The sequence below is a fragment of the Methanogenium organophilum genome (assembly GCF_026684035.1).
Classification (GTDB): Archaea; Halobacteriota; Methanomicrobia; order Methanomicrobiales; family Methanomicrobiaceae; genus Methanogenium; species Methanogenium organophilum.
Genome location: NZ_CP113361.1, coordinates 1,767,544 through 1,793,981 on the forward strand (window position 1 = coordinate 1,767,544; position 26,438 = coordinate 1,793,981).

General features: G+C 50.7%; 19 protein-coding genes. 15 read left to right on the plus strand and 4 right to left on the minus strand.

Translation table 11 applies throughout. The features are described 5' to 3' along the window. The first annotated feature begins 183 nt into the window (after positions 1-183). The 4 genes from OU421_RS08770 (at position 184) to OU421_RS08785 (ending at position 12,022) form a co-directional block, all read left to right on the plus strand. On the plus strand, positions 184-7,755 hold the full coding sequence (locus OU421_RS08770) for a NosD domain-containing protein (protein WP_268185720.1): 7,572 nt from the start codon (positions 184-186) through the stop codon (positions 7,753-7,755). Between the two features lie 132 nt (positions 7,756-7,887). Beyond that, on the plus strand, positions 7,888-8,754 hold the full coding sequence (locus tag OU421_RS08775; protein ID WP_268185722.1) for an energy-coupling factor transporter transmembrane component T family protein: 867 nt from the start codon (positions 7,888-7,890) through the stop codon (positions 8,752-8,754). An 8-nt stretch (positions 8,755-8,762) separates the two neighbouring features. Then, the gene (locus OU421_RS08780) at positions 8,763-11,372 is read left to right on the plus strand and encodes a PEGA domain-containing protein (RefSeq protein ID WP_268185723.1); all 2,610 of its coding nucleotides are present in this window, start codon (positions 8,763-8,765) and stop codon (positions 11,370-11,372) included. A 332-nt stretch (positions 11,373-11,704) separates the two neighbouring features. Then, complete coding sequence (locus tag OU421_RS08785) at positions 11,705-12,022, plus strand: DUF2769 domain-containing protein (protein WP_268185724.1); 318 nt, start codon at positions 11,705-11,707, stop codon at positions 12,020-12,022. A 297-nt stretch (positions 12,023-12,319) separates the two neighbouring features. Here the strand turns inward: OU421_RS08785 and OU421_RS08790 are convergent, their stop codons facing one another. After that, a complete protein-coding gene (locus OU421_RS08790) occupies positions 12,320-12,499 on the minus strand; it encodes a hypothetical protein (RefSeq protein ID WP_268185725.1) in 180 nt (59 codons plus the stop codon). Positions 12,500-12,754: 255 nt separating this feature from the next. On the opposite strand from OU421_RS08790, the gene OU421_RS08795 reads away from it, so the two are divergent. The 3 genes from OU421_RS08795 (at position 12,755) to OU421_RS08805 (ending at position 13,588) form a co-directional block, all read left to right on the plus strand. Further along, a complete protein-coding gene (locus OU421_RS08795) occupies positions 12,755-12,976 on the plus strand; it encodes a hypothetical protein (protein ID WP_268185726.1) in 222 nt (73 codons plus the stop codon). Between the two features lie 106 nt (positions 12,977-13,082). Next, positions 13,083-13,262, plus strand: coding sequence for a hypothetical protein (locus OU421_RS08800; protein WP_268185727.1), 180 nt, complete (start codon positions 13,083-13,085; stop codon positions 13,260-13,262). 11 nt (positions 13,263-13,273) lie between these two features. Further along, positions 13,274-13,588, plus strand: coding sequence for a heavy metal-binding domain-containing protein (locus OU421_RS08805; protein ID WP_268185728.1), 315 nt, complete (start codon positions 13,274-13,276; stop codon positions 13,586-13,588). A 117-nt stretch (positions 13,589-13,705) separates the two neighbouring features. On the opposite strand, the gene OU421_RS08810 is transcribed toward OU421_RS08805, so the two are convergent. Continuing rightward, positions 13,706-14,056 (minus strand): hypothetical protein, encoded by a 351-nt coding sequence (locus OU421_RS08810; protein ID WP_268185729.1) that lies wholly within the window; start codon positions 14,054-14,056, stop codon positions 13,706-13,708. A 384-nt stretch (positions 14,057-14,440) separates the two neighbouring features. Between OU421_RS08810 and OU421_RS08815 the strand changes: the two genes are divergently transcribed. The 5 genes from OU421_RS08815 (at position 14,441) to OU421_RS08835 (ending at position 22,160) form a co-directional block, all read left to right on the plus strand. Beyond that, positions 14,441-15,253, plus strand: a complete 813-nt coding sequence (locus tag OU421_RS08815; RefSeq protein ID WP_268185730.1) for a DUF3658 domain-containing protein — start codon at positions 14,441-14,443, stop codon at positions 15,251-15,253. 166 nt (positions 15,254-15,419) lie between these two features. Beyond that, positions 15,420-16,010, plus strand: a complete 591-nt coding sequence (locus tag OU421_RS08820; RefSeq protein ID WP_268185732.1) for a class I SAM-dependent methyltransferase — start codon at positions 15,420-15,422, stop codon at positions 16,008-16,010. 172 nt (positions 16,011-16,182) lie between these two features. Next, on the plus strand, positions 16,183-17,490 hold the full coding sequence (locus OU421_RS08825; RefSeq protein WP_268185733.1) for a metallophosphoesterase family protein: 1,308 nt from the start codon (positions 16,183-16,185) through the stop codon (positions 17,488-17,490). Continuing rightward, the gene (locus OU421_RS08830; protein ID WP_268185734.1) at positions 17,487-20,648 is read left to right on the plus strand and encodes an AAA family ATPase; all 3,162 of its coding nucleotides are present in this window, start codon (positions 17,487-17,489) and stop codon (positions 20,646-20,648) included. The genes OU421_RS08825 and OU421_RS08830 overlap by 4 nt, the downstream gene beginning before the upstream one ends. 189 nt (positions 20,649-20,837) lie before the next feature. Beyond that, positions 20,838-22,160, plus strand: a complete 1,323-nt coding sequence (locus OU421_RS08835) for a Fic family protein (RefSeq protein WP_268185735.1) — start codon at positions 20,838-20,840, stop codon at positions 22,158-22,160. Between the two features lie 126 nt (positions 22,161-22,286). Here OU421_RS08835 and OU421_RS08840 read toward each other — a convergent pair whose 3' ends face one another. Beyond that, entirely contained in the window at positions 22,287-22,520 is a 234-nt protein-coding gene (locus tag OU421_RS08840; protein ID WP_268185736.1) for a hypothetical protein, read from the minus strand. Positions 22,521-22,921: 401 nt separating this feature from the next. Here OU421_RS08840 and OU421_RS08845 point away from each other — a divergent pair, with 401 nt between their 5' ends. The 3 genes from OU421_RS08845 (at position 22,922) to OU421_RS08855 (ending at position 24,777) form a co-directional block, all read left to right on the plus strand. After that, positions 22,922-23,617, plus strand: a complete 696-nt coding sequence (locus OU421_RS08845; protein WP_268185737.1) for an aspartate/glutamate racemase family protein — start codon at positions 22,922-22,924, stop codon at positions 23,615-23,617. 66 nt (positions 23,618-23,683) lie between these two features. Continuing rightward, complete coding sequence (locus OU421_RS08850) at positions 23,684-23,878, plus strand: hypothetical protein (RefSeq protein WP_268185738.1); 195 nt, start codon at positions 23,684-23,686, stop codon at positions 23,876-23,878. A 203-nt stretch (positions 23,879-24,081) separates the two neighbouring features. Next, complete coding sequence (locus OU421_RS08855) at positions 24,082-24,777, plus strand: aspartate/glutamate racemase family protein (protein ID WP_268185739.1); 696 nt, start codon at positions 24,082-24,084, stop codon at positions 24,775-24,777. Positions 24,778-24,942: 165 nt separating this feature from the next. On the opposite strand, the gene OU421_RS08860 is transcribed toward OU421_RS08855, so the two are convergent. Continuing rightward, the gene (locus OU421_RS08860; protein ID WP_268185740.1) at positions 24,943-26,430 is read right to left on the minus strand and encodes a pyridoxal phosphate-dependent decarboxylase family protein; all 1,488 of its coding nucleotides are present in this window, start codon (positions 26,428-26,430) and stop codon (positions 24,943-24,945) included. Between the last annotated feature and the right edge of the window lie 8 nt (positions 26,431-26,438).

Here is a 26,438-nt window from a genome sequence, read left to right on the forward strand (position 1 = left end):
TAATTAAACATGGTTGATTCGCTGCTGCATCCGCTGACCTGTGGCGCGCGTTTGGATATGCAGAGCCTAACCATATCCGACTGTCCGGTATCGGGTTGGACTTGTACGTGTCATTATGTGGTGGGTCGGGTAATTGGAGTTTGGTGGCAGAATCAGACCGGTTTAGCATAAGAGGTTTGGAAAATGAAACATGGAAATGAATCCGGAAAAGGCTCCCGGAAACTGGCATTGGTACTTTTCTCACTGGCCCTTGTCTTAATGCTCAGTTCTTCGGCAGGAGCGCAACCACTCCCGGCAGCAAGTCATATCTGGGTCAATATGGCAAATGACGACGGAGCGAAATTTGAAGATAACGGGTCGTATTACATCAAGTTTGATGGCGGCGGCCTGAATGCCCTGCATTTGTCACCCGATCCCGCGAACCTTCGCTTTGGCGAAGTTACCGTAACGGAAGAGCAGTCGGGGACATTCTATGTCACCGATACCGGCGGGCGCGGGTACTCTGATGATACTGTTTTGATGCTTGCCGTAAACGGCACTCTTCCCTCCGACTTCCGTGTCCATATCCATGCGAGCGGATATAACTGGACACCGGTTGCGGTAGTGAACACGCTTCCGGCAGTATCGGATCTGGAATATATCGATGGGTCGCTTGACGAGTGGTTCACGGCAGAGGATTTCGTGTATAGTCCCCAGACCTGGAAGCCTGCCGGAAATAATCTTCCGTTAGCCTATCCTCTCTTCTATGAGCAGGATACGACGGATACCACGAACAATTTCTCATTGATGTTTATCGACCTGAATGCAGGTCCCATCAGTAAAGCGAACGGTCTTGCCGATCTGTCCACCCTGGAGAACAGCGGGGGCGTCAAGGTGGAGTACACCTTCGAGAATCTCGAAACATTTGCGTCCGTCAATGCCTATGCATGGTGCAACCAGTCCAACCAGGGCCGGGGCATCTCCTGGACCAATCGTGTCTCCGGCAGTGGATCGAGCGTGTATGAAGTGATCGGGATTCCACCGGTGCTGACATCCATTTCCGTCTCCCCCGAGACCGCAGAGGTCACCGAGGGTGAGGGACAGCAGTTCACGGCAACCGCCCTTGACCAGGATGATCACACCATGGACGGTGTTGTATTTACCTGGACCAGTTCGGATGAGACCGTCGGCACCGTGAATGAGACGGGATACTTCACTGCTCTTTCGGCAGGAACGACCACTCTTACGGCTGCAAACGAAACCGTTGAAGGAGAAGCGACCGTCACGGTCATTGCTGAGCCTTCCGGCCCGCAGCCCCTGCCCGACTACAACTATGTCTTCTTCAAAGTGGCGAACGACGCCGGCGTGAAGTACAACGCCTTCGGGAACAACACGTATAATGTGCGGTTCGAGGGCTACGACCGTGGTCTCAATGCCCTGCACATCTCCACTGATCCAAGCGTAAACTTCGGTCAGGTGACGGTAACAGAAAACCAGAGCGGCACCTTCTATGCGACCGATTCCGGCGGCAAAGGGTATGAGGATGAGATCCTCCTGATGGTCGCGGTCAACGGTACGATCCCGGACGATTTCATTCTTCGCGTGCAGGCCGATGGCTACACATGGACGCCGAATCCCGTGAGCAACCGGGCACCGTCTCTTGACAACGTGACCTACCAGTCTGTCTCCCTCAACGAGACCTTCACGAAGGAGGACTTCAGGTACGGCCCGCAGATCTGGAAGCCGACCGGCAACGGCTTCGACTATCCGATCTACTACGGCCAGAACATGACGGACACGGAGAACACCTTCCAGCTGATGTTCATCGACCTGAACGCAGGTGTTCTCCGACCGAATGGGGCTCTTGAGAACAATGGTGCGGTGCGGATAAACTATACCCTCGAGAATCTCGAGAGCTTTGCCGCCTTCGGTGTCTATGGCTATTGCCAGAACTCCAACAACGGTGACGATATGGTCGCCTGGGCCAATGCCGTGATCGAACCCAAGATCGTGAGCGGCTACTCGGTCATCGGGTCCGGCAGCGGTCCCGTTCCCGACAGAATTGAAGTCGAACCGACAACGGCACAGGTCGTCGTCGGTGATGTATATCATTTTGCTGCAACCGCCTTTGACGCCCTGAACAATGTCATCAGCGGCCTTACCTTCTCATGGGCAAGCACAAACGAGAACGTGGGAACAATCGACGAAAGCGGCAACTTCACCGCCCTCGCACCGGGCACGACAAATGTGACGGCGAGCGGCCTTGGTATCATCGGGACCTCCGCGGTTACCGTTGTATCAGCCGAATCGACAACCTGGTACGTGGACGGCGACGGCAGCGCTGATTTCGTAACGATTCAGGCTGCGGTTGACGGAGCAAATGCCGGCGATACCATCATCGTCCGCGATGGCACCTACGTAGAAAATGTGGATGTTACCAAGAGTCTCGTTATCAAATCAGAGAATGGCTCAGCCGTGACCACCCTGTACTCGGCTGCAAGAGACAGCGGTTTTGATGTTATCGCAGGTGATGTCACCATTGACGGCTTCACCATCACCGCGGTCAACGGACGGGGCAATTATGGTATCTACGTGCATGGCGCAGACAATGCTCTCATTGTCAATAATACTGTAGCAAACTGCCGCGAGTGCCTGAAGCTTGAATCTTCATCCGGCAATACCGTATCCCGGAATACCCTTTCTGTCAGCAATAATATTGCAAACAATGTGTTCTGGCTTGCGGATGCGAGCAACAATGTCATTTATCTCAACAGCTTTGAGAAGGGAGCAGTGACAGTTGCGGGCACTTCAACCGGCAATATCTTCCAGTCACCGACTGAGATGCAGTATGCATTCAACGGGGCTGATTATCAGTCATACACCGGCAACTACTGGAACGGGTATACCGGGTCTGATGTAGACGGAAACGGCATCGGTGATGATGCTTATGCAATCAGCGCCAGCGTAATTGATGAATACCCTCTTATCCAGAAACTTGATGGCTACTCCATCTATGGTCCGGCCCCCGAGGGCACGACTTACTATGTCAGTGCTGACGGCAGCGCAGATTTCACCACCATCCAGGCAGCAATTGACGCTTCAGCAAATGGCGACACAATCATTGTCCGTGACGGTACCTACGTTGAGAGCGTCAATGTCACAAAGAAAGTTTCCGTTATTTCCGAGAACGGCGCTGCAACAACGATACTCGCACCGGGTTATTTCAGCGGGTTTGTGGTAACGGCCGACGGGGCGAGAGTAGAAGGATTCACTATTGAAAGGGTCAATGGAAATGGCAATTTCGGAGTTCTGATCACCCGGGCAAAGGGTGTCTCAATCATAAACAACACCTTCAACGTCTGCCGCGAGGGCATCAAACTTGACACGGCAGATCGTGCCGTCATCACCGGAAATGATGTACTCATCAACAACAAAGCCACAAACAATGTCCTCTGGCTCATCAATTCGAGTAATAACCAGATATATTTCAACACGTTCACAAAGGGAACGGTGACTGTCGAGGGCACATCCTCAGAGAACATCTGGAGTACCCCCGTTTCGACGGATTATATCTACAGCGGCACGGCATGGACGTCCTATCTTGGCAACACCTGGCCGGGATACGCGGGCACGGATGCTGATGGGAATGGTATCGGCGATACTCCGTATGCCATTGGAACAGAGGCAGACAATTACCCCCTTGTCTCATCGATTGGCGACTATACCTTTGGAGACGATGTCCAGGTAATTACCACTGTTACCATCTCACCTGAATCAGCAATTCTCTCCGCAGGAACAACACAGGCATTTACTGCGACTGCATATGACCAGTACGGCGTCTCTATCAATGACACGACATTTGCCTGGTCGGTTGAGAATGTAACCGTTGGAACCATTGATGCTGATGGTACCTTTACCTGTCTGTCTGCCGGAAATACCACAGTAACTGCCGAAGCGGGTGGAGTTTCATCTTCCGCTTCGATAACTGCCCTGCCTCCTGCTCAGACCTGGTATGTTGATGCTTCAGGTGCAGGCGATTTTGTTACCATAACCGATGCTGTTCTGAATGCGTCTGCCGGTGATATCATCATCGTGCGTGACGGTGAATACCGGGAGTATGTAACGATAAACAAGATGATGACCATCCGTTCTGAGAACGGCCCGGAAACCACACAAATCATAAGCGACGGGCCGACGGCCGTCACGATTACCGCACCGGAAGTTACCTTTGATGGATTCACGGTCACCGGTGCTTTGGACAAATTCAAATACGGTATTGGCGTTCTTTCAGGCGGAGACGGTGCAACGCTATGCAACAATAACTGTTCGCTGAATACAGCAGGTATCTGTTTCAAATCAGTTTCCGGAATTGTTGCTGAGAACAATACCTGTTCTGAGAATTATAGGGGAATATTTGTTTATTCCGATTGTGATGGTGTAATATTAATCAATAATAGATTTACTGATAACGATGATGCCGGTTTATCTCTGGCAGGTAGTAATGTCATCGTCTCGGATAACCTTTTTGAGTCCAATGGTGTTTTTGGTCTATACCGCCAGATTGGAAACAATGCCCTGATTTCTAACAACACATTCAGTAATAACGGATTTGCCGAAAACGGCCGTGGCTGGGCAATGACTTTCTCGAGAAATACAGAGGATGTAATCTTCGGAAACAATTTTGTTGGGAATAAGGCGCTTGTCGGTTCTGCGGGGAACAACCAGTGGTACTCAGGTGAAGATGTGGATTATGTCTATGACGGTAAGACATACACCGGGAAAATCGGCAATTACTGGGGCGGCTCTTTCCCAACTCCCGACAGCGACGGGAACGGCATTGGTGATCTTCCTGCTGTAATAACCGGCATGATTGAGGATAATTATCCGCTGCTCCTGCCTTCCGAAACCTATTTCGGAAAAGAGAGCTCTCTGCCCGTGCCTTCTTCAGTTACGCTTCTTCCGCAGAACAGAACTATGAAGATGGGCTATCCGCTCCAGTATGTCGGAAAAGTTTTTGACCAGAACGGGGCTGAGATGGAATATGGTGTCCGGTTCTTCTGGTCGGTCAGTGATACCGGCGTTGCAACGATTGATGATTCTGGTGTGGTCACCGGTGTCTCAGCAGGCGAAACAGAGGTAACTGTCCGGTGTGCTTCCTTAACGGAGACTACCGGACTTACCGTTGAGAATGGTGAATCCGGCCCGAAGACCATTGTTGTGGATCAGGATGGCAACGGCGATGTCATAGAGATTGGAGCGGCGCTCAATGCAGCCGTGAACGGCGATACCATTCTTGTACGCAATGGAACCTATCTGGAAGAGCTGGTCATCAATACTTCGGTCACGCTTCGTTCGGAATATGGATCTGAGAATACAGCTATCTTCTCACCAAACGAGAATTACCCGGTTCTCAGGATTACTGTCCCCAATGTCACTATCGACGGGTTTGCAGTAGACTGGGGATTCGGAGCAAACTGGGGCGAATCGGTAATCGAGGGCAGCTCCAATACCCTGACGGTCACAAACTGTTCGATTGATATTTCAGATAATGAGCATGAGTACGGAATGGTTCTCAATGGAGCTGACAACCGGGTGATTGGGAATGTCGTAACCGGAGGCGATAAAGGTATCTGGCTTGTGAACGTATCCGATTCTGTTGTATCCGGAAATACGGTAAAAGACAGTGTTATAAATTCAATTTATCTCAGCAGTAGTTCGGGCAATAACCTGATCACAGGCAACCTGCTGGAATCAGCGGCTATACTTTTAATCGGAAAGGGTTCTTCAGGAAATATTGTCACGGAAAATATCGCCAGAAGCCCTGACCTGTGCCAGTACTGGGTAAAGATATCTTCTGCTGAAGGCAATGCCTTCTATGAGAACAACCTTTACAATTTCACCACACTGGCGTCAACCGGCGCGAACCTGAATGCGTGGAATGCGACCGAACCTGTTAGCTACACCTATCGTGGCGAAACCTTCACCGGCCTGCCGGGCAATTTCCTTGACAGTTATACTGGCGTTGACCTGAATGGTGACGGTCTCGGTGACACACCGGTTAACCTGTCGTCCGGTAATTATGACTACCACCCCCTTATGGGCGCATGGTCCGATGGGGTTATCAGTGATGGTACGGTCGTCTCACTTATTGAGCTCACACCCGGTGAGGCTGAGCTGAAGGTTGGCTGCAGACAGAAATTTTTGGCAACAGCTCTGGGTGAGAATGGCCTTGCTATAACAGGTGTCGATTTTGTATGGACCTGCGAAAACGAGACGGTCGGAACCATTGATGGTGCAGGCATGTTCACTGCCCTTTCCGACGGCGAGGCGATGATAACCGTTTCAGCTGGAACTGTCCAGAGCACCGCAAATGTCTCTGTCAGTGTGGCTCATGGCGAACAGAATCAGAAGTCAGATATCGCCGTTCCGGCATGCAACGTGACAGACGGCCCGGACGGAAAGAAACAGATCTCCCTCAACTGCACCGGAAGTGACGTCACTGTGGGAGGCAATGAGATTGTCATCAGTGAAGAGACATTTAACATGACAATCGTAACGGTGGGCAGTCCTGAAGTAAATGGCAGTGTCGTGAATGGCACCGTGGCCGGAATCAGGCTCAATACCGTCCCGGTTGTCACCGATTTGGGAGAGGGCGGCAGGGTTTCGGCTGCAATTGAGGCAAATCTCACGGGCATACCTTCCGGCGCCGGACTTGATGTGACGGTATCAGACAACATCTCCGCCGGGACCATGTCCGCCTTCCAGATCGCAGCCACGAATGACGGCCTGGACCTTGACGCAGTCGCCTACACGATGAACATCGTCAAGACGAACCTCACGAACGGACAGGACATCGCCGATGCCACGATTCGTATGGCCGTCAGCCCGGCATGGGTCGCCGCAAACGGCGGATACGACGGCGTGAAGATCATCCGCTTCGCCGAAGACGGCACGCGGGAAGTCCTTGATACGGTCTACCTTGGATTCGACGGCGAACTGGATCAGTTCGAGGCGTATTCACCCAATGGATTGTCCGTCTTCGGTCTTTCCGCCACCAGTACAGCAACGAGTCCGACTGGTTCTTCCTCATCCGGTGGAACATCCAGCTCAATTGCTAACGCACGCTGTGACGGAATCAATGCCGGGGAGACCGGGGTCTTTGTCATGGACAAGACTGCTATCACCGAAATTGATGTCAAAGCGGGTATAAACATTCCAAAGATGATGCTTACGGCTGAACAGGTTTCAAAGCCGTCCGCCATTGACGCTGCACCCAATGAGGTCTACCAGTATGTTGATGTCACCTCCTACTTTGCACCTGAAGACAGTATGGAGATGGCAACGCTGAAGTTCAGTGTTGACAAGGAGTGGCTCGACTCCATTGGCGCTGCTGCATCTGATGTGAAGATGTACCACTATGATGAAGCGAGCGACAGCTGGCAACTGCTCTCAACGGTCAGCTGCGGTGTGGACGGCTCGTGCTACACCTTCTTTGCAGACACTCCCTCGTTCAGCCTCTTTGCCATCTCGGCTGAGAAAGGCATTGTATCCGCAGTGCCGGATGCATCTGAGGATGGAACACAGCCTGCTCCTGAAAGTGGAAACACACCCGCAGCAGGAGAACAGACACCGGCAGACGCACAGGGACAGGCAGATGCACAGACACCGGCGACAACAACCGGTGGCGATACGACTCTGATTGTCATCATTGTCGTGGTTGTCATTCTTGCAATCTGTGGCGGCGTGTACTGGAAGAAGACAAACGGGAAGAAATAATCTCTCCCTTCAATTTTTCCGAATGGATTGTATGCGGGATATCTGGATGACTTGCTCTCTTTTGGAATAATGAATCACCCACAAAAGTGTATGCCGTATTTTGTTAACCTAGTTTGATTTACTTAGTGGTGTGTGACAATCATTTTTAGCCTTAAGAGCGAACTATTCACTGAATCGGTTATGGCGGTCAGGAAGGGGCAGAAGAAAAAAAAGAGGGGTATACTGTATGTCCCCGGAGACTCTCCTGTTCATTCCCTTGATCCACGTACAAAGCTCTTAATGCTTTTTATATTCAGTATCATCTCATTTCTGACAACGAATGTGATTGTGACATCTCTGATACTGGCCTGTATCGTGGCTCTTGCTCTCAATTCCGGATTATTCAACAAATGGCTGTATTCACTCAGGTTACTTCTCCCGCTCATTCTCTTTGTCTTTGTGATGGACCTGTTTTTTTCCCACGAAAGTGCGGGTGCTGAATTTTTCTCCGCACAGATCTGGTTTATCCACGCGTATGCAACGGAAGGAAGCCTGTATTTCTCATTTTCCATGGTGATTCGCCTGCTTATTATCGCCGGCTTCTCATTTCTCTTTATCATGACAACGAAATACAGTGATTTTGTGAAGAGTCTCCAGGGTATGAAAGTTCCGCACATCATCTCGTTTTCCCTTGGGTATGCCCTTTCATCAACAGCAACGCTGTCGCGGGACGCAAACAATGTGATTGATGCACAAAAATCCCGTGGGTTGGAATTTGACCGTGGATCACCCATGAAAAAAATTGATAAACTACTCTCGTTATTCATCCCGATGACCGTGATCATGCTGAACCGGTCCGGTCAGGTATCGGATGCCATGCAGTGCAGAGGGTATGGGACGGCTGAAAAACCAAGCCTGTATAACGCGCCTAAACTCGGAAAAGATGATTTTACGGCAATTATATTCCTTTCCTTCATGGTAATGCTGGCGTTTATTCTGATTCATTTTGTACTCATCTGAGGTGTTGTATGAACAACAATGACAAAAACAAAAATAATTACTGCAGAATCCTTGTCGCCCTGCTTATTGTAGTGGCAGCATTCCAGTGTGTTTCTGCCGCAGACCTGCCCGCAAACCCAATCGCCGGGGCAATGCATGTAAACATTAATACCGCCAATTCTGGTGGATATTACATAAAATTTGATGGAGGGGGGCTAAATGCCCTTCATATAACAACGAGCACAACGGATAGGTATGGTCAGCTTACCACTACCTCCATGAAGAGCGGGACATTTTATCTCTCTGACACCGGAGGCCGGGGCTTTTTCAATAATGTATTGCTGATGGTTGCCATTCGGAAGCCTGCGGAAGATGAGGACCCGATTCCTGATGATTTCCGTCTTAAAATCCGTTCCAGTGGATATAACTGGATTCCGACAGGTGTTCTCAATCAGCCTCCGGTAGCAGAAGATCTGGAATATGTGTCCGGAGCAGTGGATCAGACATTTACCATTTCGTCCCTGAGCTATGGGCCACAGAAATGGAAACCCGCCGGCAACAATGACCCGATGAACTATCCCATCTACGGCGATCAGGATATAACATCGGACGAGGAGTTCTATCTCTATTTCATTGATCTCAAGGTAGGAAATCTGGGTGAAAACTCGTTCCTTCCGGGGCTTATCGACAACGGAATGGTGAAGGTAGAATATACCATAGAGAATTTTGACTCCGGACTTGTGGCATTCAACACCTATGGCTGGTGTGCGGAGAATCAGGCGAACCAAGGTGAAGGCGTCTCCTGGACGAACAGAATCGTGGGCGAAGGCGCAAGCGGATATGTGGTGGATATCGTCGGCTCCGGTGGAGGTGAAGGTGGCTCATCCGGAAAAATATCATATGATTCTGACGATTCATCGGTATTTCCGGGGAGCTGGAGACCACAGGTTGGAAACCTGAATATCTCCTCAACCCCTGCCGGGGCGAAAATTTATTTCGACGGGGTATACTCCGGAGAGGAGACGAACGCTTCATTTGTTGACGTTCCCGCAGGAGATCACTCTGTCTATCTTGAATATGACGGGTATGAACCAACGGAACCAAAGACCATTCGGGTAAAGAGCGGGTATATCACCGAAGAGAAATTCATCCTGGAGAAAGGCTCGGGCTCCTGTTTTGTATCATCCGTTCCTGCAGGTGCGGATATCTTTGTCGATGGCAATGACACGCTCTGGCATACTGACTCTGTTATAACGGACATTGAATCCGGGAATCACACCATCACGGTTTACCATGACGGGTATTCCCCGCAATCTGCGGATGTCACAATCAGAATGGACGAACAGTCCGATATTTCATTTGTATTTGGCGGGGAAGGGGAATCGGTATCCACACCGGGTACAGCCACCCCTGATGTGCGTGAAACACCGGATGACACACCGGTGTCCGGGAATGATGCAGCTGTTGGAGACGCGGGGACAGGTATGGATACGGCACCATCCGCCCCTGGTGAAACTGTGATAAATGACGATGGGGGTATCATCGGGTATATCTTCAGTTTCTTTGGAGCTATCTTCTCAGGTGCTCCTGAAGAATCAGAATCCGTTCCGGATACGGCATCCGGGACTTCGGTTTCATCATCACAGGGTATTTCACCTGTAAATACCCCTTCGAAGTCGGATAAGCCTGTTTATGATGCAGTCACAGATGTTCAGCCTGAAAATTCTGCCGTTACGGATGTGGAAAAGGGAACCGGTGGGCTCTATGTGACATCGTATCCGGATACCCTCCCGATAACCCTTGACGGGGTAAAGACCGACAGGTCAACCCCGGAATATTTTTACGGCCTCAAAGAGGGTTCCCATACCGTTATGGTACGGTACAGTTCGGATACCGTACAAACAGCAATGAAAACCGTGTATATCACTGGTGGTGACGATTCTTATGTGAAACTCGAACCCGGTGTTTTTTCCCAGAAAGTTCCGGTTTCCATTCAGTCAAAGGATTTCAAAGACTGTATATTTATGATTGAAGGCGAATATCCCGAATATTCATTCCCTTCAAAGGTGTATGTTGAGAAGAGCGGGACATATGTCACGGTCGAAAAAGACGGAGTTTTCTATTCATTTAATACCGGACACCAAGAGGAGAATTCAGTACTTAAGATTGTGTCCCCTAAGTCCATTGATACCATCGGGAAAATCACCATCACCAGTACCCCCGAGGGTGCGGATGTCTGTATCGACGGCTGCAAAACCGGTTTGCGGACCCCATGCACGGTGGAAAAAATCGCTGAAGGACAGCATGTGATTGAAGTCTCAAAAGGTGGGTATTATCCGGAAAGAAAAGTGATTCAATTTGTAAATACCGGTGAATCTGATAACTCTGAATTCAGCTTTATCATGAAGGAATATCCATATGGAAGTCTCCAGGTAGAGAGCACCCCCTCTGGTGCTATGGTCTATCTCAGGGGACAGTACACCGGTGTCACCACCCCGCATGAATTTGAATATATGCCGATAGGGAGTTATGATGTTGCCGTTGTGCATAATCGCACTACCTTTACGGAAGGTTCGGCAACGGTACTGCCTCTTGATAAATCCGGTGTGACGGTGTATAATCTGACACTGGATATGTAATTGAACATGAGTGAATCATCTTCATTTCCACTTCCAGAAATCTTTTTTGGGAGCTCATGGTCATTACAAATCAATTTTTATAGCAGTATATTGGTATTTGTCCATTATGATTAAATACAAAAGGATCGGGAATTCCCGGAGTTGCCCGTGAGAGTTATTCAAATGAATTTCATTGGTGTACTGTCAGATGTGCTGACATGATTTGCAATTTTCCAATGCCTTTTCATTTGATTGGTTCGATGAGGGTTTGGTGTTTATGCCATACGGGGTGATTCACGGGATGGCGTACATTTTTATACCACAAATGCCATTCTGCTTCCTGTTGATGAGGTATGCCGAGCGATTATTTTGAGATGATGTTGCGTTCCCTGAATCTGACCACAGAAGAACGCGAAATGGTGGTTGAGAAAAGAAAAGAACAGTGTATCTGTGATATCTGCCCGACGTTTCGGGAATGTGGGGGTGAGAAGGAAGGAAATGAAGGATTTGCTTTCTGTACACTGGGGACGAGTAACTGCATTTTAAAAGAGGTTGAATGTCTCTGTTCGACCTGTCCCCTGTCACGTGAGATGGGACTTGCGTACTCATATTACTGCACAAGGGGTTCGGAGACACAGCAGAAGATCCGGGATGTTATTGGCGTAAAGTAATCCCGGTGATATGCAGAACACATAGTGCCGCCGGTTATGGGGAGGGGATGCGGTGCAAACCGGTGATTCTTCCCCGAAACGGGTTTATGGGGGCGGGGTTATGGCTTCGCCACGACCAGAAGCAGAAGGTATGGGTGTGCTGCTTCTGTTCTCTATTCTTCTGTCCGATTATCCGATATGGGCGTCATATGAATTTATTTTGCAGGGCTGTATACATTATCAGAATCTGAGATGCCCGCCACGATGATATTCATAACCCTGCCGCAGGAGGGAATGTACAAAATATTAGATTGTCTGTTATCTACCCTTCACTTCCTCGATTGCTGACACTGAAATCGAGAAATCTTTAATGCTGCCGCGTTCTGCAAGTTTTGACCTGACATCACTGAGGATGTTTTCCATCAGAATTTCTGCATCACACTGCAGGTCGGTGTCCACGTCAATATATCCGGTAAGTGTTGCGCTGAATCGTTTCATGATTATTCTGCCTTACCGGGATATTGTCGCTCCTCAGGCATCAAACGAACGAATGAACCAAAATATGGGTAATGTTTTCTTTTTCCCTTCTCTCCTGGATGTGTTCCTCACCGAAACGATCTTTACGGTTTCCGGAATGGGTCTTCCCAGCGGTCTCCATCAACCCATAAATCCGGAATGAAACCGGCAGTCCATGCTATATCATAAATGAAGGTAATAGGATTTTTCAAAGGAGAGGTATTTTTGATATGATGAATGCGTTTCATCTTTGGTCTCATCCGGGTAGAACGGTTTTATCCCCTTCATTTCTACCGGGACGGGAAACCGGATGCCAGGAACCTGAAACGGTGGGATGCTGACGATTATAATCTTGGGAGGTTGATGACGCTGCAGGAAGCCTTCCGGGGTTCATACCAACGATGGATAGTGAGTGGCACACGGTCGCAGGATGTATTCAACCCGGCTGGATCAGAGTAAAATTCCATGACCGTACCGGTGAGGAATGCAATACGAAAAATGCTCACATCTTTGGGTTTTCTCTTCATAAGCAAGTTTTTTCATCCATCAGACCTACCTCTAATAAATGCAGAGCCAGATCATATGGGGAATCCTGTTACTTGCGGCGGGCCTTGTGCTCACCGTCCTGTCGGTAACGGTCATCCCGGTCTTTTTCCTTTTCTATGGAATACCGCTGCTTCTCATTGGTGCAGCACTCATTATCTTCCGGAGGAGGGAGGAGATCATCGAAGAGGCTGCAGACTGAGGGTATAAGGAATGATCATTACCACAACTGAACAGATTCCCGGACAGGAATACGAAATAATCGGCGTTGTTTCAGGAAACACCGTTCGTGCAAAGCATCTCGGTAAGGATATCATGTCGGGCCTCAAGAGTGTCGTTGGCGGGGAACTTCAGGAGTACACCGATATGCTCTCCGATGCCCGGAGGGAATCAATTAACCGGATGATAAATGATGCAAACCAAATGGAGGCAGATGCCGTCGTCAACGTCCGGTTTACGACATCCCAGACGACAGCCGGCGCCGCGGAACTCCTCGCCTACGGCACTGCGGTGAAGCTGATACGGTGACGGCTTCCTGTTCGTTTCCATTTTTTCTAAATAGTACGGAATCCGAATTGGATGGTGCTGACCGTTCTCCATTTTGTGTGATAGATCCTTTCACGGATCGGGGAGGCGAGGGGAGCACTATTGATTTTCACTTTCGGAAAGCGTGTCCAGCCGTTTCAGAAGCTCTTGCATATCCCTGCGGGTTTCGGTACTTGTCACGATGACCATGGCAACCGCAAAGAGAGTGAAGGTCACACCAAGCTGCATAATGATGTCATACATCATGGGCGGACCAAAATACATAATTGCCTGGGGAATGGTAATCAGTGCGTTCCCTGCACTCATTCCGAAGATGAACCCGGCAAGGGTATACTGAACTATGCCTGCCGTATCATGTCTTCGCCGGTATTTTGCAAACAAAAAAAAGCCAATAGCAGAGATTGTGATGATTACCGCAGCCAACGGCAGGAAATTTCTAACAATATACATGAGAACCTCCATTTCTGCATCTCCTGTTGAATGATTATGTCCTGATTGTTTTTGCCTATATATATGGGTGTTGACTGTCACCGCATGTTCATATTTTTCCATTGACAGGGACGAATGAATTTCATCTGAATAACAGAGATGGCCCGGTATAGGGGATGTGGTGTGGAAAAGAGGGTTGGATCTGGGGGGTGGACCTTAAAATATCGATATTTTCTCTGCCATTGTGGTTGTTTGAACAACAATCGGGGTGAATTTGTGAATGGGGATATTTCCTTTTGATTTGCAACATGCAATGTCGCCAACCTTTATCGTCTGATTTGATGCATCACTTCAGGTAATAATATTGCAAATTCTTTTATTTTGAAAATATTTGGCGATGATACAATGCATACAGGAACACAACATATTACGTTTTCAGAATCCGGCAGAGGCACCGTCAGGCATGCCCTGAAGGATACCGACTGCACCGTCATTTCGCTTCCGGATGACCTGGGTATCGGCCCCATATTCCCATATGACAGTGATACGAGAATTGATTTTTTCAGAGGACTGTGCCCGGAAGATGAATTTGTCAAATATGCAGGTGAGATGAAGACGTTATCTGAAACGTTCTGGCAATCCGTATCAGAAGCATACGAGAAGAGAGTGGTATGGTTTTCACGGCGGTCTGTTATGGAATATGCAGGATTTCTGGAATTTTTGTCCCGTCAGGATGATCTGTCCCGGATTGAAATTGTCGACCTGACAGATGGCATTTCGGTTGACGATGTCGATATCTATGGCGGAAAGCCGTACCGGATTGTGACTGATGCAATCGGGGCGATGAGACCGGAATGGATTGTCGCAGCAGTCAGCACTGCACGACTACTCCGGGAAGACGAAGTGGCGTACTATCGTGCCGTGTGGGAGAGGCTTCAGGAGGAAAATGCCTGTCTCAGAACCTTATGGAGGGGCCAGCTATACTCGGCTGAAGAGGATATCTATGATGCATTCATCTGCAATCATGTTACGGATGTCTGGGCGCCTGCCGCACGGGTTGTCGGTGAAGTGCTCGGACAACTCAGTGATGAATACCACCAGACCGGAGATATCTACATCTACAGCAGACTGTTGCATCTGGCGGATATGGGAAAAGTCACCTGCAGAGGTGATCACAAGGCAATGCGTCTCCTCGAAGTGAAACGGAACTGTCCCTAATACACTGTTTACCGCATTCCAAGACAGCATCAGAAGAATAATCATTTACCCCATTTTTATGCACCACTCGTGATGTACGGAGTATGAATCCGTGTCAAAAGAGACATGGCGCAACCATAATACCGACGGGCGGATATTATGCGCATACGGGGCCGGGTGACGAGAATTGCCGCAGGAAGTCTTTGAACGCCATGCGTGGGCTTATGATCAATGGTTTGTTCTGCACCGAACAGTATACCGTGCCGAATGCGAACGTATCCGGGCGGTCCTTCCCGCCCCGGACGCCCGCACTGTTGAGGTGGGTGTCGGGTCCGGACGGTTTGCCGCACCCCTGGGCATCCCCGTTGGGATTGAACCGTCCGTTGCCCTTGGACAGATGGCACGCCAGCGGGGAATTGAGGTGATCCGGGGGGTAGGAGAGATGCTCCCCCTCAAAGACCGGTCGTGTTCATCTGTTTTGATGGTGACGGTCATCTGTTTCTTTGACGATCCGGCCCGTGCCATTGCTGAGGCATACCGGGTGCTTGTCCCCGGCGGTGTACTTGTTGCCGGATTTCTGGAACGCGGGGCGCCGTTGATACAGGCACACCTGCGCGGAGAGACCGGCCATCGCTTTCTTTCGCAGGGCAGATTTTTCACATCCGTTGAAGTGCAGGCGCTTCTCAGGGACGCGGGTTTTTCCATCCGTTCAGCAGAGTCTGAGCATGATTTCTGCGTGATTGTTGCGGAAAAGTGTCAGGAGACGGAGAGGGTGTGACCCCCCTCATCCATCGTGATTCACGTACTACCGGTGGAACCGTCTGAACACACCATTCCTGAACGGTAGGGTATCGAGAACTGTTTTAATCATATGAATCGTTCCAAAAGCCTTATTTTTCCTCAATATGAAGCGATACTCCTGTAGTATTTATCGCTCCACAGGGTGACCAATGCAGGAAAAAATCGATATGACACAACCGGACTCCAACAAATGCCTCAAATTTATCCATACTGCTGACCTCCATCTTGGCAGCCCGTTTTCAGGCATTGCACGGATGGACAAAGATATCGCAGAATTACTCTCACATGCCGGGTATGGTGCATATGAGCGAATCATTGAGACAGCAATAGACAATGCAGTTGATTTCATTCTTATAGCGGGGGACATCTATGAGAGCCAAAATCAGCGGATCATTGAACAGCTGAAATTTCATAAAGGGCTTGAACGGCTCGATGCGGCGGGAATTTCTGTTTACATCATCTGTGGGAATCACGATCCTGCCAGAGGATGGTCAAAGGAGATTGTCTGGCCAAAATCGGTGCATTTCCTCCGCTCAGACAGACCCGAACTGATATGGTATGAAAAAAATGGTGTCCCGAAGGCCATGATCATCGGAATGAGCTACCCGAGGGAGACTGTTGCAGAAAATCTCGCCCGCCGCTATCCTGACCGTGAAGACGACTGGCCGTTTACCATCGGACTGCTCCACTGCACTATCGGCACCAATACCGGCCATGATCCCTACTCGCCGTGTTCCCTTCAGGACCTTGCCGGGAAGGGATATGATTACTGGGCACTCGGTCATATCCATAAACCGTCTGTTTTGCAGAAAGATAGCCCGGCCATTGTCTATGCCGGTATTCCCCAGGGAAGGGATATCGGGGAATCCGGTCCCCGCGGGTGTTATCTGGTTACCACCCATTCTGATGCAGATATCCGGACGGAGTTCATCGAAACCGCATCTGTGGTGTGGCAGGAGGCACCTGTTTCTATCGATGATATCAGTTCCCTTGATGAACTCCGGCGGGAGATTGAAACCCGCATTGAGGAGATTCGTAGTGAAAACACAGCCTGCGCCGTGATATGCCGCATCACCCTTACGGGCCGTGGCGATGTGCACCGTGACCTGGTGCAGGAGGGGGCACTGCAGGAACTCTCTGAGTTCTTCCGTGAACAGGAGGCCGGGATGGATAACGCGGTCTATGTTGAGCGCTTCATCGATGCCACCGCTTTCCCTGTTGACCGGGAGATGATTATGCAGCGGGGTGACCTCATCGCCGACGTGCTCGCTATCTCGGAACAGATGCAGAAGACGGGGGAGATAGACGAAGAACTTACGGAAGAACTTGGCGGTCTGTTTGAGAAATACCACGGAAAAGGTGTCCTCAAAGAGATCGATGAGGAAGAACTCTCTGCACTTATCTGTGAGGCGGAGACCTATCTTCTTGACCACCTGATACCGGGGGACCGTTCATGAAGATCCGGGAGATGCATATCGAGGGGTTCGGCCATTTCCATGATTACACTATGCGTGACCTTCCACCCTGTCTGACGATCATCAAAGGGCCAAATGAAGCCGGTAAATCAACGCTGCTTGCCTTCATCCGCCGCATGCTCTTCGGAAAACCGCCCGGCCGGAGTTTCAATCCCTATGAACCGCTCAATGGCGGGGAGTATGGGGGACGACTCACCGTGGAGACGGGGGGAGGGGAAGTATATGATATCGTTCGGCAGGGAAAACCCGACCAGTATACCATACGCGACGAAAACGGAACTCCTGTTATGAGGCCACTTGAATCCATCACGGGGTCTGCAGACCAGTATTTTTATGACAATGTCTTTGCGTTTGGCCTTGAAGAGCTCTACCGGTTTGAGACCCTCTCTGAAGATTCGGTGCAAAATCATGTAACCGGTGCCGGTGTGGGGATGAAGACATGCTCCGTTCCGGTGCTGCAGAAGACAATCATAGATGAGATCCATGCATTCTATAAACCCGGTAGGAGCAGCAAACCCCGTATCACGAAGTGCATGAAGGAGATCACTGATACAAAGAAAGCGATTCGTGCCCTCTCCAAAAGCCAGATGAAGTATGATGAATACCAGCAGAACAGGCGCACCGTGGAGGCGGAGTTGTCGCGGCTAAAGGCCCTGAGATCTGATATTCTGAAGGAAAAAGAGAACTGGAAGAGGATAGCAGGGATCTGGGAAGACTGGACGGTATATCAGGAAATATCCGGCCGCCTCACCGCACTCCCTGTTATTGACACATTTCCTGAGGACGGCAAACACCTGCTTGACCGCATCAATGAGAGAATGCAGGAACGTGAAGATGCGAGGACGGGGAAAGAACGGGAACGCCAAAATATCCTGATTGACTGTTCAGCGATCACCGTGAACACCGCGGTCCTTGAACTTGGTTCCGGTATCCGAAGCCTTGAGCGGGGTCTCGGGAAATATCTATCTGACGTATCATCTCGTGATGCACTCGCAGAAGAACTCGCGAGTGGAGAGGATGGCTACCGAAGGGGTCTCTCTCTCCTCAATCCGGACTGGGACGATGCAGCCCTTCTCTCCTTCGATTCATCACCGGAAGCACAGAGCCGTGTCAGTGGATTTCGAAAGGAATTCAGCCGGTATGAAGAAGACCTTCGCATTCTTGCAAAGGAAGTGGAACAGATACGAAACGACCGGGATGCAGTTGTGCCGAAGTGTACCGTATTACAGGAAACGCTTAGGGCGTCTGATGGCCTGCCCGCTGAAGAGAAGGTGTTGCGGGAGAAGAAAGCTGTTGACGAACTGTATGCTGAAATTCCTGTACTGGATCGGCTGAAAACTGACCTTGAGAGGGCCGAAAAAGAAGAGGCGGCGGCAGGCGAGCGGTGGAAAGAGACGAACGCGGCGCTCACAGGAAAGATGCCCCTCTGGCCCGCCGGGCTGATGGTGGCGGCAGGGGTACTCTCCGTCGGACTGGGTGTGATTGGGGACTCCATCTTCATTGGTGGTGGTCTGATGGTACTCTTTTTTATCGCAGCAGGGGTGTACTGGTCAGCAGTGCAGAAGCACGAGTCACGCCGGAATGATGTGTATGGCGGCGATTCTGTGAATGTGTCGGAGACGGCGGTGCTTGAATGGGCTGATCTCCGCCGGAAGAAGCAGGATGAGGTGCAGGCTTTTTCGTCCCGTCTGACGGGACTGGCACAGGTGGCAGGGTTTGAGCGGGTTCCCTCCGCCGCCTCCATCGCAGGCAGGCGGGATGAACTGGAGCGTCTGTTAAAGGCTATTGCCGAACGTGCGAATCATGTTTCAGCCCTGTCGCAACTGGAGGGAGAGCTTGCCGGGAAGAACTTGCAGCTCGAAGAAAAAACAGCGGAAAATAACCTCACAGAAAATTCCCTTTCAAAGCTGAATGCTGAATGGAAGACGTGGCTTCGTTCGGTGTCCCTGCCGGAGGAGATGCTTCCGGATATTGTGCAGGAGTTAATCCCGAAGGCACAACAGCTGGTTGCCCTGCTCCATTCAAACCGGACGAAATCAGACCGCCTTCTGGCACTTACCACCTCGGCTGCGGAATATGAGTCAGAGGTGAATTCCCTGATGGAGGAGTGCGGCGTTCCCTCCGGTGGGTCTGTTGAAGAAGATATCGAACGTTTGGTATCCACTCTGGGTGAGAATGAGGCAAACCGGAAGAAAAAGGAGGATACTGCACTCTCGTGCCGGAAACTTGAGAATGAAATTCTCCTTCTCACGGAAGAAATTGACACGCTTCTGGCGGAGAAGACCACACTCCTTACGAAAGGGTCATCCACCGATGAAGATCAGTTCCGTGAATACGGGAGGGTGTGGAGTGAACAAAGAGAACTCAACCGTGATCTTGAATCACATAAATCCGCAATTGTCCGGGCCGCAGGGATTGATAATTCGTTTGATGCATATACCGCAGAGCTCGAAACACTGGAGTATGGAGAGGTTGCCGGAGCTGTTGTAGATCTGGAAGAGCGGCTCATGGAGACCGAAGAGAGTATTGAAGAACAAAGCACCAGTCTCGGGCAGATCAGAGAGTCCATTGCACAGCTTGAGGCAGAGGATGAATCCGCACGTCTCGAATCTGAATACCGGTGTCTCTGTGATGAGGTCAATATCCATTCCCGCGAGTGGGCGAAACGGGTGATTGCCGGGTATATTCTTGGCAAGGCGGTTGAACGCTATGAAAAAGAGCGCCAGCCGGCGGTAATCCGGGAGGCGACAGATATCTTCTCGGATATCTCGGACGGACGCTACCGGAGGATCATCAAACCGCTGGATGCGAACGGGGTGCTCGTTGAAGAGGCCAGCGGCGGGCGAAAAGAGGTCAGCCAGCTGAGTCGGGGCACGGCAGAACAGCTTTATCTTGCCTTGCGGTTTGGATATATCACGGAGTTCGGGAAGCATGATGTGGCACTCCCGGTGGTATTCGATGATATCCTGGTGAACTTTGACCCGGTGCGAAAGGAGAACAGCTGCCGGGCGATTGCCCGACTCGCGGAGACGAATCAGGTACTCTACTTCACCTGCCATCCGGATACGGCTGAGATGCTCAGAGAGTGCTGTGGGGATGCCCGGGTGATTGATCTTGGGCGGGAGTCATTGGAGGGATAATCGCCTTTCTATTGCGTTTTTTGAGTAACACATGAATACAGCTGTGGTAGATTTTTCATTGGTCTTGATCTGAATATATCTGTAAATTTTTGAAAAATTTTCAGATAGTTATTTCAGTATGTAGGATATACTATCTGATGACAACTGTAAATTTTAGAAAAATTTACAGTTTCTTGCAGGTGTGTAATTATGCGAATTCCTGAAAAGTCCCCGGATATGTATATTCTGTCTGAAAAATACGGGCAGGAGTTCTCAAATTTTTTCATTGCATACATCAGGGGGGACGAAGAAATTGCGAAGTATGTGTCGGAGTACAATAAATTCCGGTACATCCACTGGGATGATCTGCGGCGGAGGGATCTTCCGTTTCAGAGAGAACTTTTCTGGATGCTCCTGAAAACAATTCGCAATCCAGCTTCTGTAAAGATCAATATCGGGGACGAATTATTCACATTCGTTGCGCTGGAAAAATTCCAGTGGAAACTCCATCAGATTGACAAGGAGTCACCGGCACCAATTGATTCATTGATTGGGCAGACACCGAGCGAAAGCAGCAAACGGCAATATCTCGCAAATTCCATTATGGAGGAGGCCATTGCATCCAGTCAGCTTGAAGGTGCTGCAACAACCCGGCAGGTTGCAAAGAAGTTTCTTCGGGAAGGGAAAGCGCCAGCGGATAAATCAGAGCGGATGATTCTGAATAATTACGTAACCATTGAAGGATTAAAAGAGTTAAGGGACTTTCCCCTCTCCATTGAGTTGATTGTCAGAATTCATCAGATGATCACATGGGGAACGATGGAGAAGAGTGAGGATGAAATTCACTTTCGGTCGTCCAATGATGTTGTCGTACAGGATAAAGTGGATCCTGAAAAGATCTATCACGTTCCGCCTGATTTCAATAAAATTCCTGAGATGCTTGAATCTCTCTGTCAATTTGCAAATGACGGTGATACATTTGTCCACCCCATTTTAAAAGCGATCATCCTCCACTTTCTCATAGGGTACATTCACCCCTTCAATGATGGCAACGGAAGGACGGCACGGGCATTGTTTTACTGGTATCTCTTGAAGCATGGCTATGTGCTCTTTGAATATCTCTCCATCTCGCAAATATTTGTGAATGCTCCGGCCAAATATATCAAAGCCTATCTCTATACTGAAACGGATGAAAACGACATGACGTATTTCATCGACTATAACATTGGTATCATCAATCGGGCAATGGATGAGCTCAAACGGTACATTGAGAGTGCCAAAGCCGAAGAAAGAGAGGCCCTTGTCCTTGTTGAGAAAATCCCCGGTATATCCTTCAGGCAGGCGGAAATTCTTAAGGATTTTATCAAACATCCAGACCGGTTTTATTCGATTAGTGAGATCGCAGGGAAATACCGTGTTTCACTGCCGACAGCACGTAGCGATTTGTTTGGGCTTGAGGAGGCCGGAAAGATACTAAAGATTAGGGACGGGAAGAAATGGATATTTTACTATGATAAATCAGAGATTGATTAAATCAATCTGAATGGTAAAATGTAGATGCCTGAGTGTTCATGCCGATGCATGGGTATTGTTGGTGAGAGCAATCATCATCACAATATCTTGTAATTGTTCATCATATCGTTTGCTAACCTATCTCCCTCATTTCTTCAGTGCCGACCCCTTCACGGTAACCGACCCGCCGTGCATATTGATCCACTGCGTTTCCACAACTCCGATGTGCTGCCTGCACTTCGGGCAGAATATATCATCCCCGGTACGGACTGTGTGATCGGATGAGATGCGGGTATTCCAGCAGTGCAGCAGGCGGCCTTTTCCTATTTTTTGGTAGCGGAAGAGTTTTGCCCCGCAGGTTGAGCAAGAGACGGTGATCATGGGCAGGGAGGGGTTGTGGTTCCCGAATAATAGTCTTCCCTGTTTGTTCTATGGCAGGAATGCGGAATGAGGTGAATGAGATAAAGACCTGACGAGATGGTGGTTTGATGTTCGGTGATATGGCATCGCCCGTAGATATTATCAGCTTCGGGTGAGATACACGGGAATGTGAACGATATGCCCGGTGCACCTCAGAGAAACGATGGTTTGGTCCCGCCTTCTGCACAGAGAAGATGTGTTTGTCCCCGCTGCGGATATACGACAGAACGGAGTCCTGCGGTACCCTGCTGGAGTATGCGGTGCCCGAACTGTGAGACGCCTCTCGTGGGCGTTCCCTGAATGACTCTAATTCCGTATTGAACAGAACACTGAAGCATTCTTATTCCATACAGGGGGACATTATGCCAAAACATATTGGAATCGTTGCCTGCAGTGCGGAAGGGGCGGCCCTCTGCTATCGCACTATCTGCCGTGAGGCTCCCGCACGAATGGGGGAGCACATGCACCCTGAAGTCTCGATGCACACCCACCCGTTGGGGGAGTATGTACCCTTATTCCGTTCAGGTGACTGGGACGGGGTTGCTGAACGTATGCTGGATTCAGCAGAGAAACTGGTCTCCATCGGGGCACAGATCCTTATATGTCCGGATAATACTGTCCACGGAGCTTTTTCCTCGGTGGAGAAGAAGTCTGCGGTGCCATGGATACACATTGCGGATGCAGTCGGAGTAGAGGCGAAACGACAGGGATATGCCAGAATCGGGGTTACTGGCACGAAATGCCTGATGGCAGGTTCTGTCTACCCTGAGAGACTCGCGAAGTTTGACATTGTATGTGAGTTGCCGGATGAGTTGGACCGTGAACGCATTGACATGATTATCTTCAGGCAGCTCGTGAACGGCATCTATACAAATGAATCCCGGCGATTTTTTTGTGACGTGTTTGAGAAACTAAAAGAGCGGGGATGCGACGCAGTCGCCCTTGGCGGGACTGAGATTCCGATTCTCGTTGACATGAGTGACTGCCCCATGCCGGTACTGGATTCCGCGCGGCTTCTCGCACGGGCGGCACTGGAGCGGGCACTGGAAGATGGGTAAGAGTGCTGCAATCCATCCAGTGGCATTGCCCTATTTTTCCCTGTGCAGACATAGAGATGACCGGGAATGAAGGTTTATTCCTGTCTGTTACCCACACCAGCCCGCCGCCATTCGTGCCGGTCTGTTATGGGTGAAAGTGTGCGCTTCTCATCATTTGTGAATGGTGCCCGTTGTTCCGGACCGAATCTCCGGGGGTCGCAGGATGCGTGCATGGCATGGTATGCTTCCGGAGCGGGATCCCGCTGGATATCGGTGACGTAGAATCATACGCCCGGTTTTTGGACCTGGGGGTATTGAATTCTCTCTTCCGATAGTCCAAGCAGCATGAACCGGTATCCGTCAACGTTCTCCCGTGAAACTGGGCATCGTAGCGGACCAGCTGGCACAGGAAAATTTCCTATGGAGATATCTCCTGTCTGCACCAGCACAACACTAAAAGCATCTTCCGCCAATATGAGGACACTATGCCAAAACATATCGGAATCGTTGCCTGCAGCGCGGAGGGGGCGGCGCTCTGCTACCGCACCCTCTGTGGTGAGGCACCGGCACGGATGGGGGAACACATGCACCCCGAGGTATCGATGCATACCTATCCCCTGGGTGAGTATATGCCCTTCATCCGCTCCGGTGACTGGAAGGGAGTCGCAGACCTGATGGCGGGAACCGCAGAGAAGCTCGTCTCCATCGGGGCGGAACTTCTGATATGCCCGGACAATACCATCCACGAGGCCTTTTCCCTGGTCGAGAAGACGTCGCCGGTCCCGTGGATCCATATCGCGGATGCGGTCGGCGCCGAAGCGCAGGCGCGGGGCTACAAAACCCTCGGCATCACCGGGACGAAGTACCTGATGACGGGCCCCGTCTATCCTGAGCGGCTCGCGGACTTCGGCATCACCTGTGAGATTCCGGATACGCCGGATCGGGACCGCATCGACACCATCATCTTCAAGCAGCTCGTGAACGGCATATTCACCGAAGAGTCGCGGCTGTACTTCAACACGGTGATCGAAGAGTTGAAGAGCCGGGGATGCGATGCGGTCGTCCTCGGGTGCACGGAGATCCCGCTTCTCGTCAATCCCGATGACTGCCCCCTGCCGGTGCTTGATTCCACACGGCTTCTCGCACGGGCAGCGCTGGAGCGGGCGCTCGCAGACGAATAATGGTGCCGCCTTTCTTCCGGTACCGCTGTTTGTTTCTGCATGGGCGGAACTGGGACCGGGAATCAGGTTTATCCCTGTCCGCCCCCCAGACTCTTTGAATGCAGGACATCATGACAGAGCGACGAAATGGCCATCGTTCATGACAGTTCCACACCACATTTGGGTTTATGCCCCTGATCCGGCCAGTTCATTGCCGATCCGGATTACTTCCCGTACGAGAAGATCGAAGTCCTCCCACCGGCTGCGGTGATTGGCAATGCCGACATGCAGGAACTTCCTGTCCCTGAGGGTGACGGTTGAGGTGACCGCGATCCCCCTCTCCTGGAGTTCGGTCTCGATCTGCTTGTTCAGGCCGTCGAGCATGGCATCGTCCAGATCAGGCCGGGTGTAGCGGAAGTTGACAATATTCAGCGATACCGGCAACGCCAACTCAAGTTCAGGGGCGGCTTCAATCAGCCGGGCCAGATAATGCGCCTGATCGATATTCTGCTGGATAAGTCGCCCGTACCTGGCGGTGCCGTGCTCTTTTATCGTCATCCATGCCTTGAGTGCACAAAATCCCCGCGAGAGCTCAAACCCATAATCTGAGAGCCAGGGCACGTCAATACCGGTCAACCCCCGGTCTCCTTCCCCGTGGGCAAGATACGTCGTGGAGAGCGAGAAGGCACGGCGTTGTTCTTCGGCGTTCCTAATGAGGACACAGCCGATGGGGTACTGCAAATACATCCACTTATGCAGGTCAAATGCCAGAGAATCAGCGCGCTCCATTCCCGCGACGAGATGCCGATACCTGGGAGCGATGGCTGTCCAGGCACCACACGCACCGTCGACATGGAACCAGCACTTTTCCTCGGCACAGATATCTGCGAGTGCATTGAGATCGTCTATCGCCGCTGTATTGGTCGTCCCGGCGCACCCGACAATGCAGATCGGGAGAAGCCCGTTCGCACGGTCGTTTTCAATGGCCGCTTTCAGAGCCGCGAGATCGATCTGCAGGGACTCGTTCACGGGGATACGGCGTAACGCGTCGTTCCCGAAACCGAGCAGTTCCACCGCCTTCTGGATAGAGGAATGCGCTTCTTCCGAACAGTAGAGAGTCATCTGCTGCGGGGCATTATACATTCCCCTGCTCCGCACATCGAACCCGGCCATGGCATTCCGTGCAACGGACAGGCCGATCAGGTTTGAAGCCGAGCAACCGCTGGTAATAAGACCGCCGGCATCCGGAGGATATCCGAGAAGATCCTTGCACCAGTCGAGAACCTGCAGCTCGACGTAGTTATTGCTGAGGTAGGAAAACGATCCGCTGATGGCATCCGTTGAGGCCGCCAGCAGCTCTGCAAACATTCCCATTACGGTTCCGGGGCCCGCGACCCATCCCCAGAACCTCGGATGGCTGTTGCCAAATTGGTACGGGAGAATGTACCGGAGATACTCGTGGTATACCTCTTCGGCAGGCTCGGGTTCTGGCGGCGGTGGGCCTTCAAAGTGCGCTTTCACCTGCGGTGGCGCATGCTGCCAGACAGGACGATCCCGCAGCGTCTCGAGATAGTCCATTGCGTCATCCAGAATTCGGTGGCCAAGGACACGCATGGACTCCCACTCTTCCGGGTCCAGTGTTTCTTCATACTGTGCTTCGATCTGTGCATTCATGATTTTCC

Excerpts from the sequence above, each read along its gene's own strand:
- OU421_RS08770 (WP_268185720.1), top strand. The coding sequence starts at position 184 with ATGAAACATGGAAATGAATCCGGAAAAGGCTCCCGGAAACTGGCATTG.
- OU421_RS08800 (WP_268185727.1), top strand. The coding sequence starts at position 13,083 with ATGCAGAGCCAGATCATATGGGGAATCCTGTTACTTGCGGCGGGCCTT.
- OU421_RS08810 (WP_268185729.1), bottom strand. The coding sequence starts at position 14,056 with ATGTATATTGTTAGAAATTTCCTGCCGTTGGCTGCGGTAATCATCACA.
- OU421_RS08840 (WP_268185736.1), bottom strand. The coding sequence starts at position 22,520 with ATGATCACCGTCTCTTGCTCAACCTGCGGGGCAAAACTCTTCCGCTAC.
- OU421_RS08805 (WP_268185728.1), top strand. The coding sequence starts at position 13,274 with ATGATCATTACCACAACTGAACAGATTCCCGGACAGGAATACGAAATA.
- OU421_RS08815 (WP_268185730.1), top strand. The coding sequence starts at position 14,441 with ATGCATACAGGAACACAACATATTACGTTTTCAGAATCCGGCAGAGGC.
- OU421_RS08830 (WP_268185734.1), top strand. The coding sequence starts at position 17,487 with ATGAAGATCCGGGAGATGCATATCGAGGGGTTCGGCCATTTCCATGAT.
- OU421_RS08785 (WP_268185724.1), top strand. The coding sequence starts at position 11,705 with ATGCCGAGCGATTATTTTGAGATGATGTTGCGTTCCCTGAATCTGACC.
- OU421_RS08855 (WP_268185739.1), top strand. The coding sequence starts at position 24,082 with ATGCCAAAACATATCGGAATCGTTGCCTGCAGCGCGGAGGGGGCGGCG.
- OU421_RS08795 (WP_268185726.1), top strand. The coding sequence starts at position 12,755 with ATGCGTTTCATCTTTGGTCTCATCCGGGTAGAACGGTTTTATCCCCTT.
- OU421_RS08860 (WP_268185740.1), bottom strand. The coding sequence starts at position 26,430 with ATGAATGCACAGATCGAAGCACAGTATGAAGAAACACTGGACCCGGAA.
- OU421_RS08825 (WP_268185733.1), top strand. The coding sequence starts at position 16,183 with ATGCAGGAAAAAATCGATATGACACAACCGGACTCCAACAAATGCCTC.
- OU421_RS08845 (WP_268185737.1), top strand. The coding sequence starts at position 22,922 with ATGCCAAAACATATTGGAATCGTTGCCTGCAGTGCGGAAGGGGCGGCC.
- OU421_RS08790 (WP_268185725.1), bottom strand. The coding sequence starts at position 12,499 with ATGAAACGATTCAGCGCAACACTTACCGGATATATTGACGTGGACACC.
- OU421_RS08835 (WP_268185735.1), top strand. The coding sequence starts at position 20,838 with ATGCGAATTCCTGAAAAGTCCCCGGATATGTATATTCTGTCTGAAAAA.
- OU421_RS08850 (WP_268185738.1), top strand. The coding sequence starts at position 23,684 with ATGAAGGTTTATTCCTGTCTGTTACCCACACCAGCCCGCCGCCATTCG.
- OU421_RS08780 (WP_268185723.1), top strand. The coding sequence starts at position 8,763 with ATGAACAACAATGACAAAAACAAAAATAATTACTGCAGAATCCTTGTC.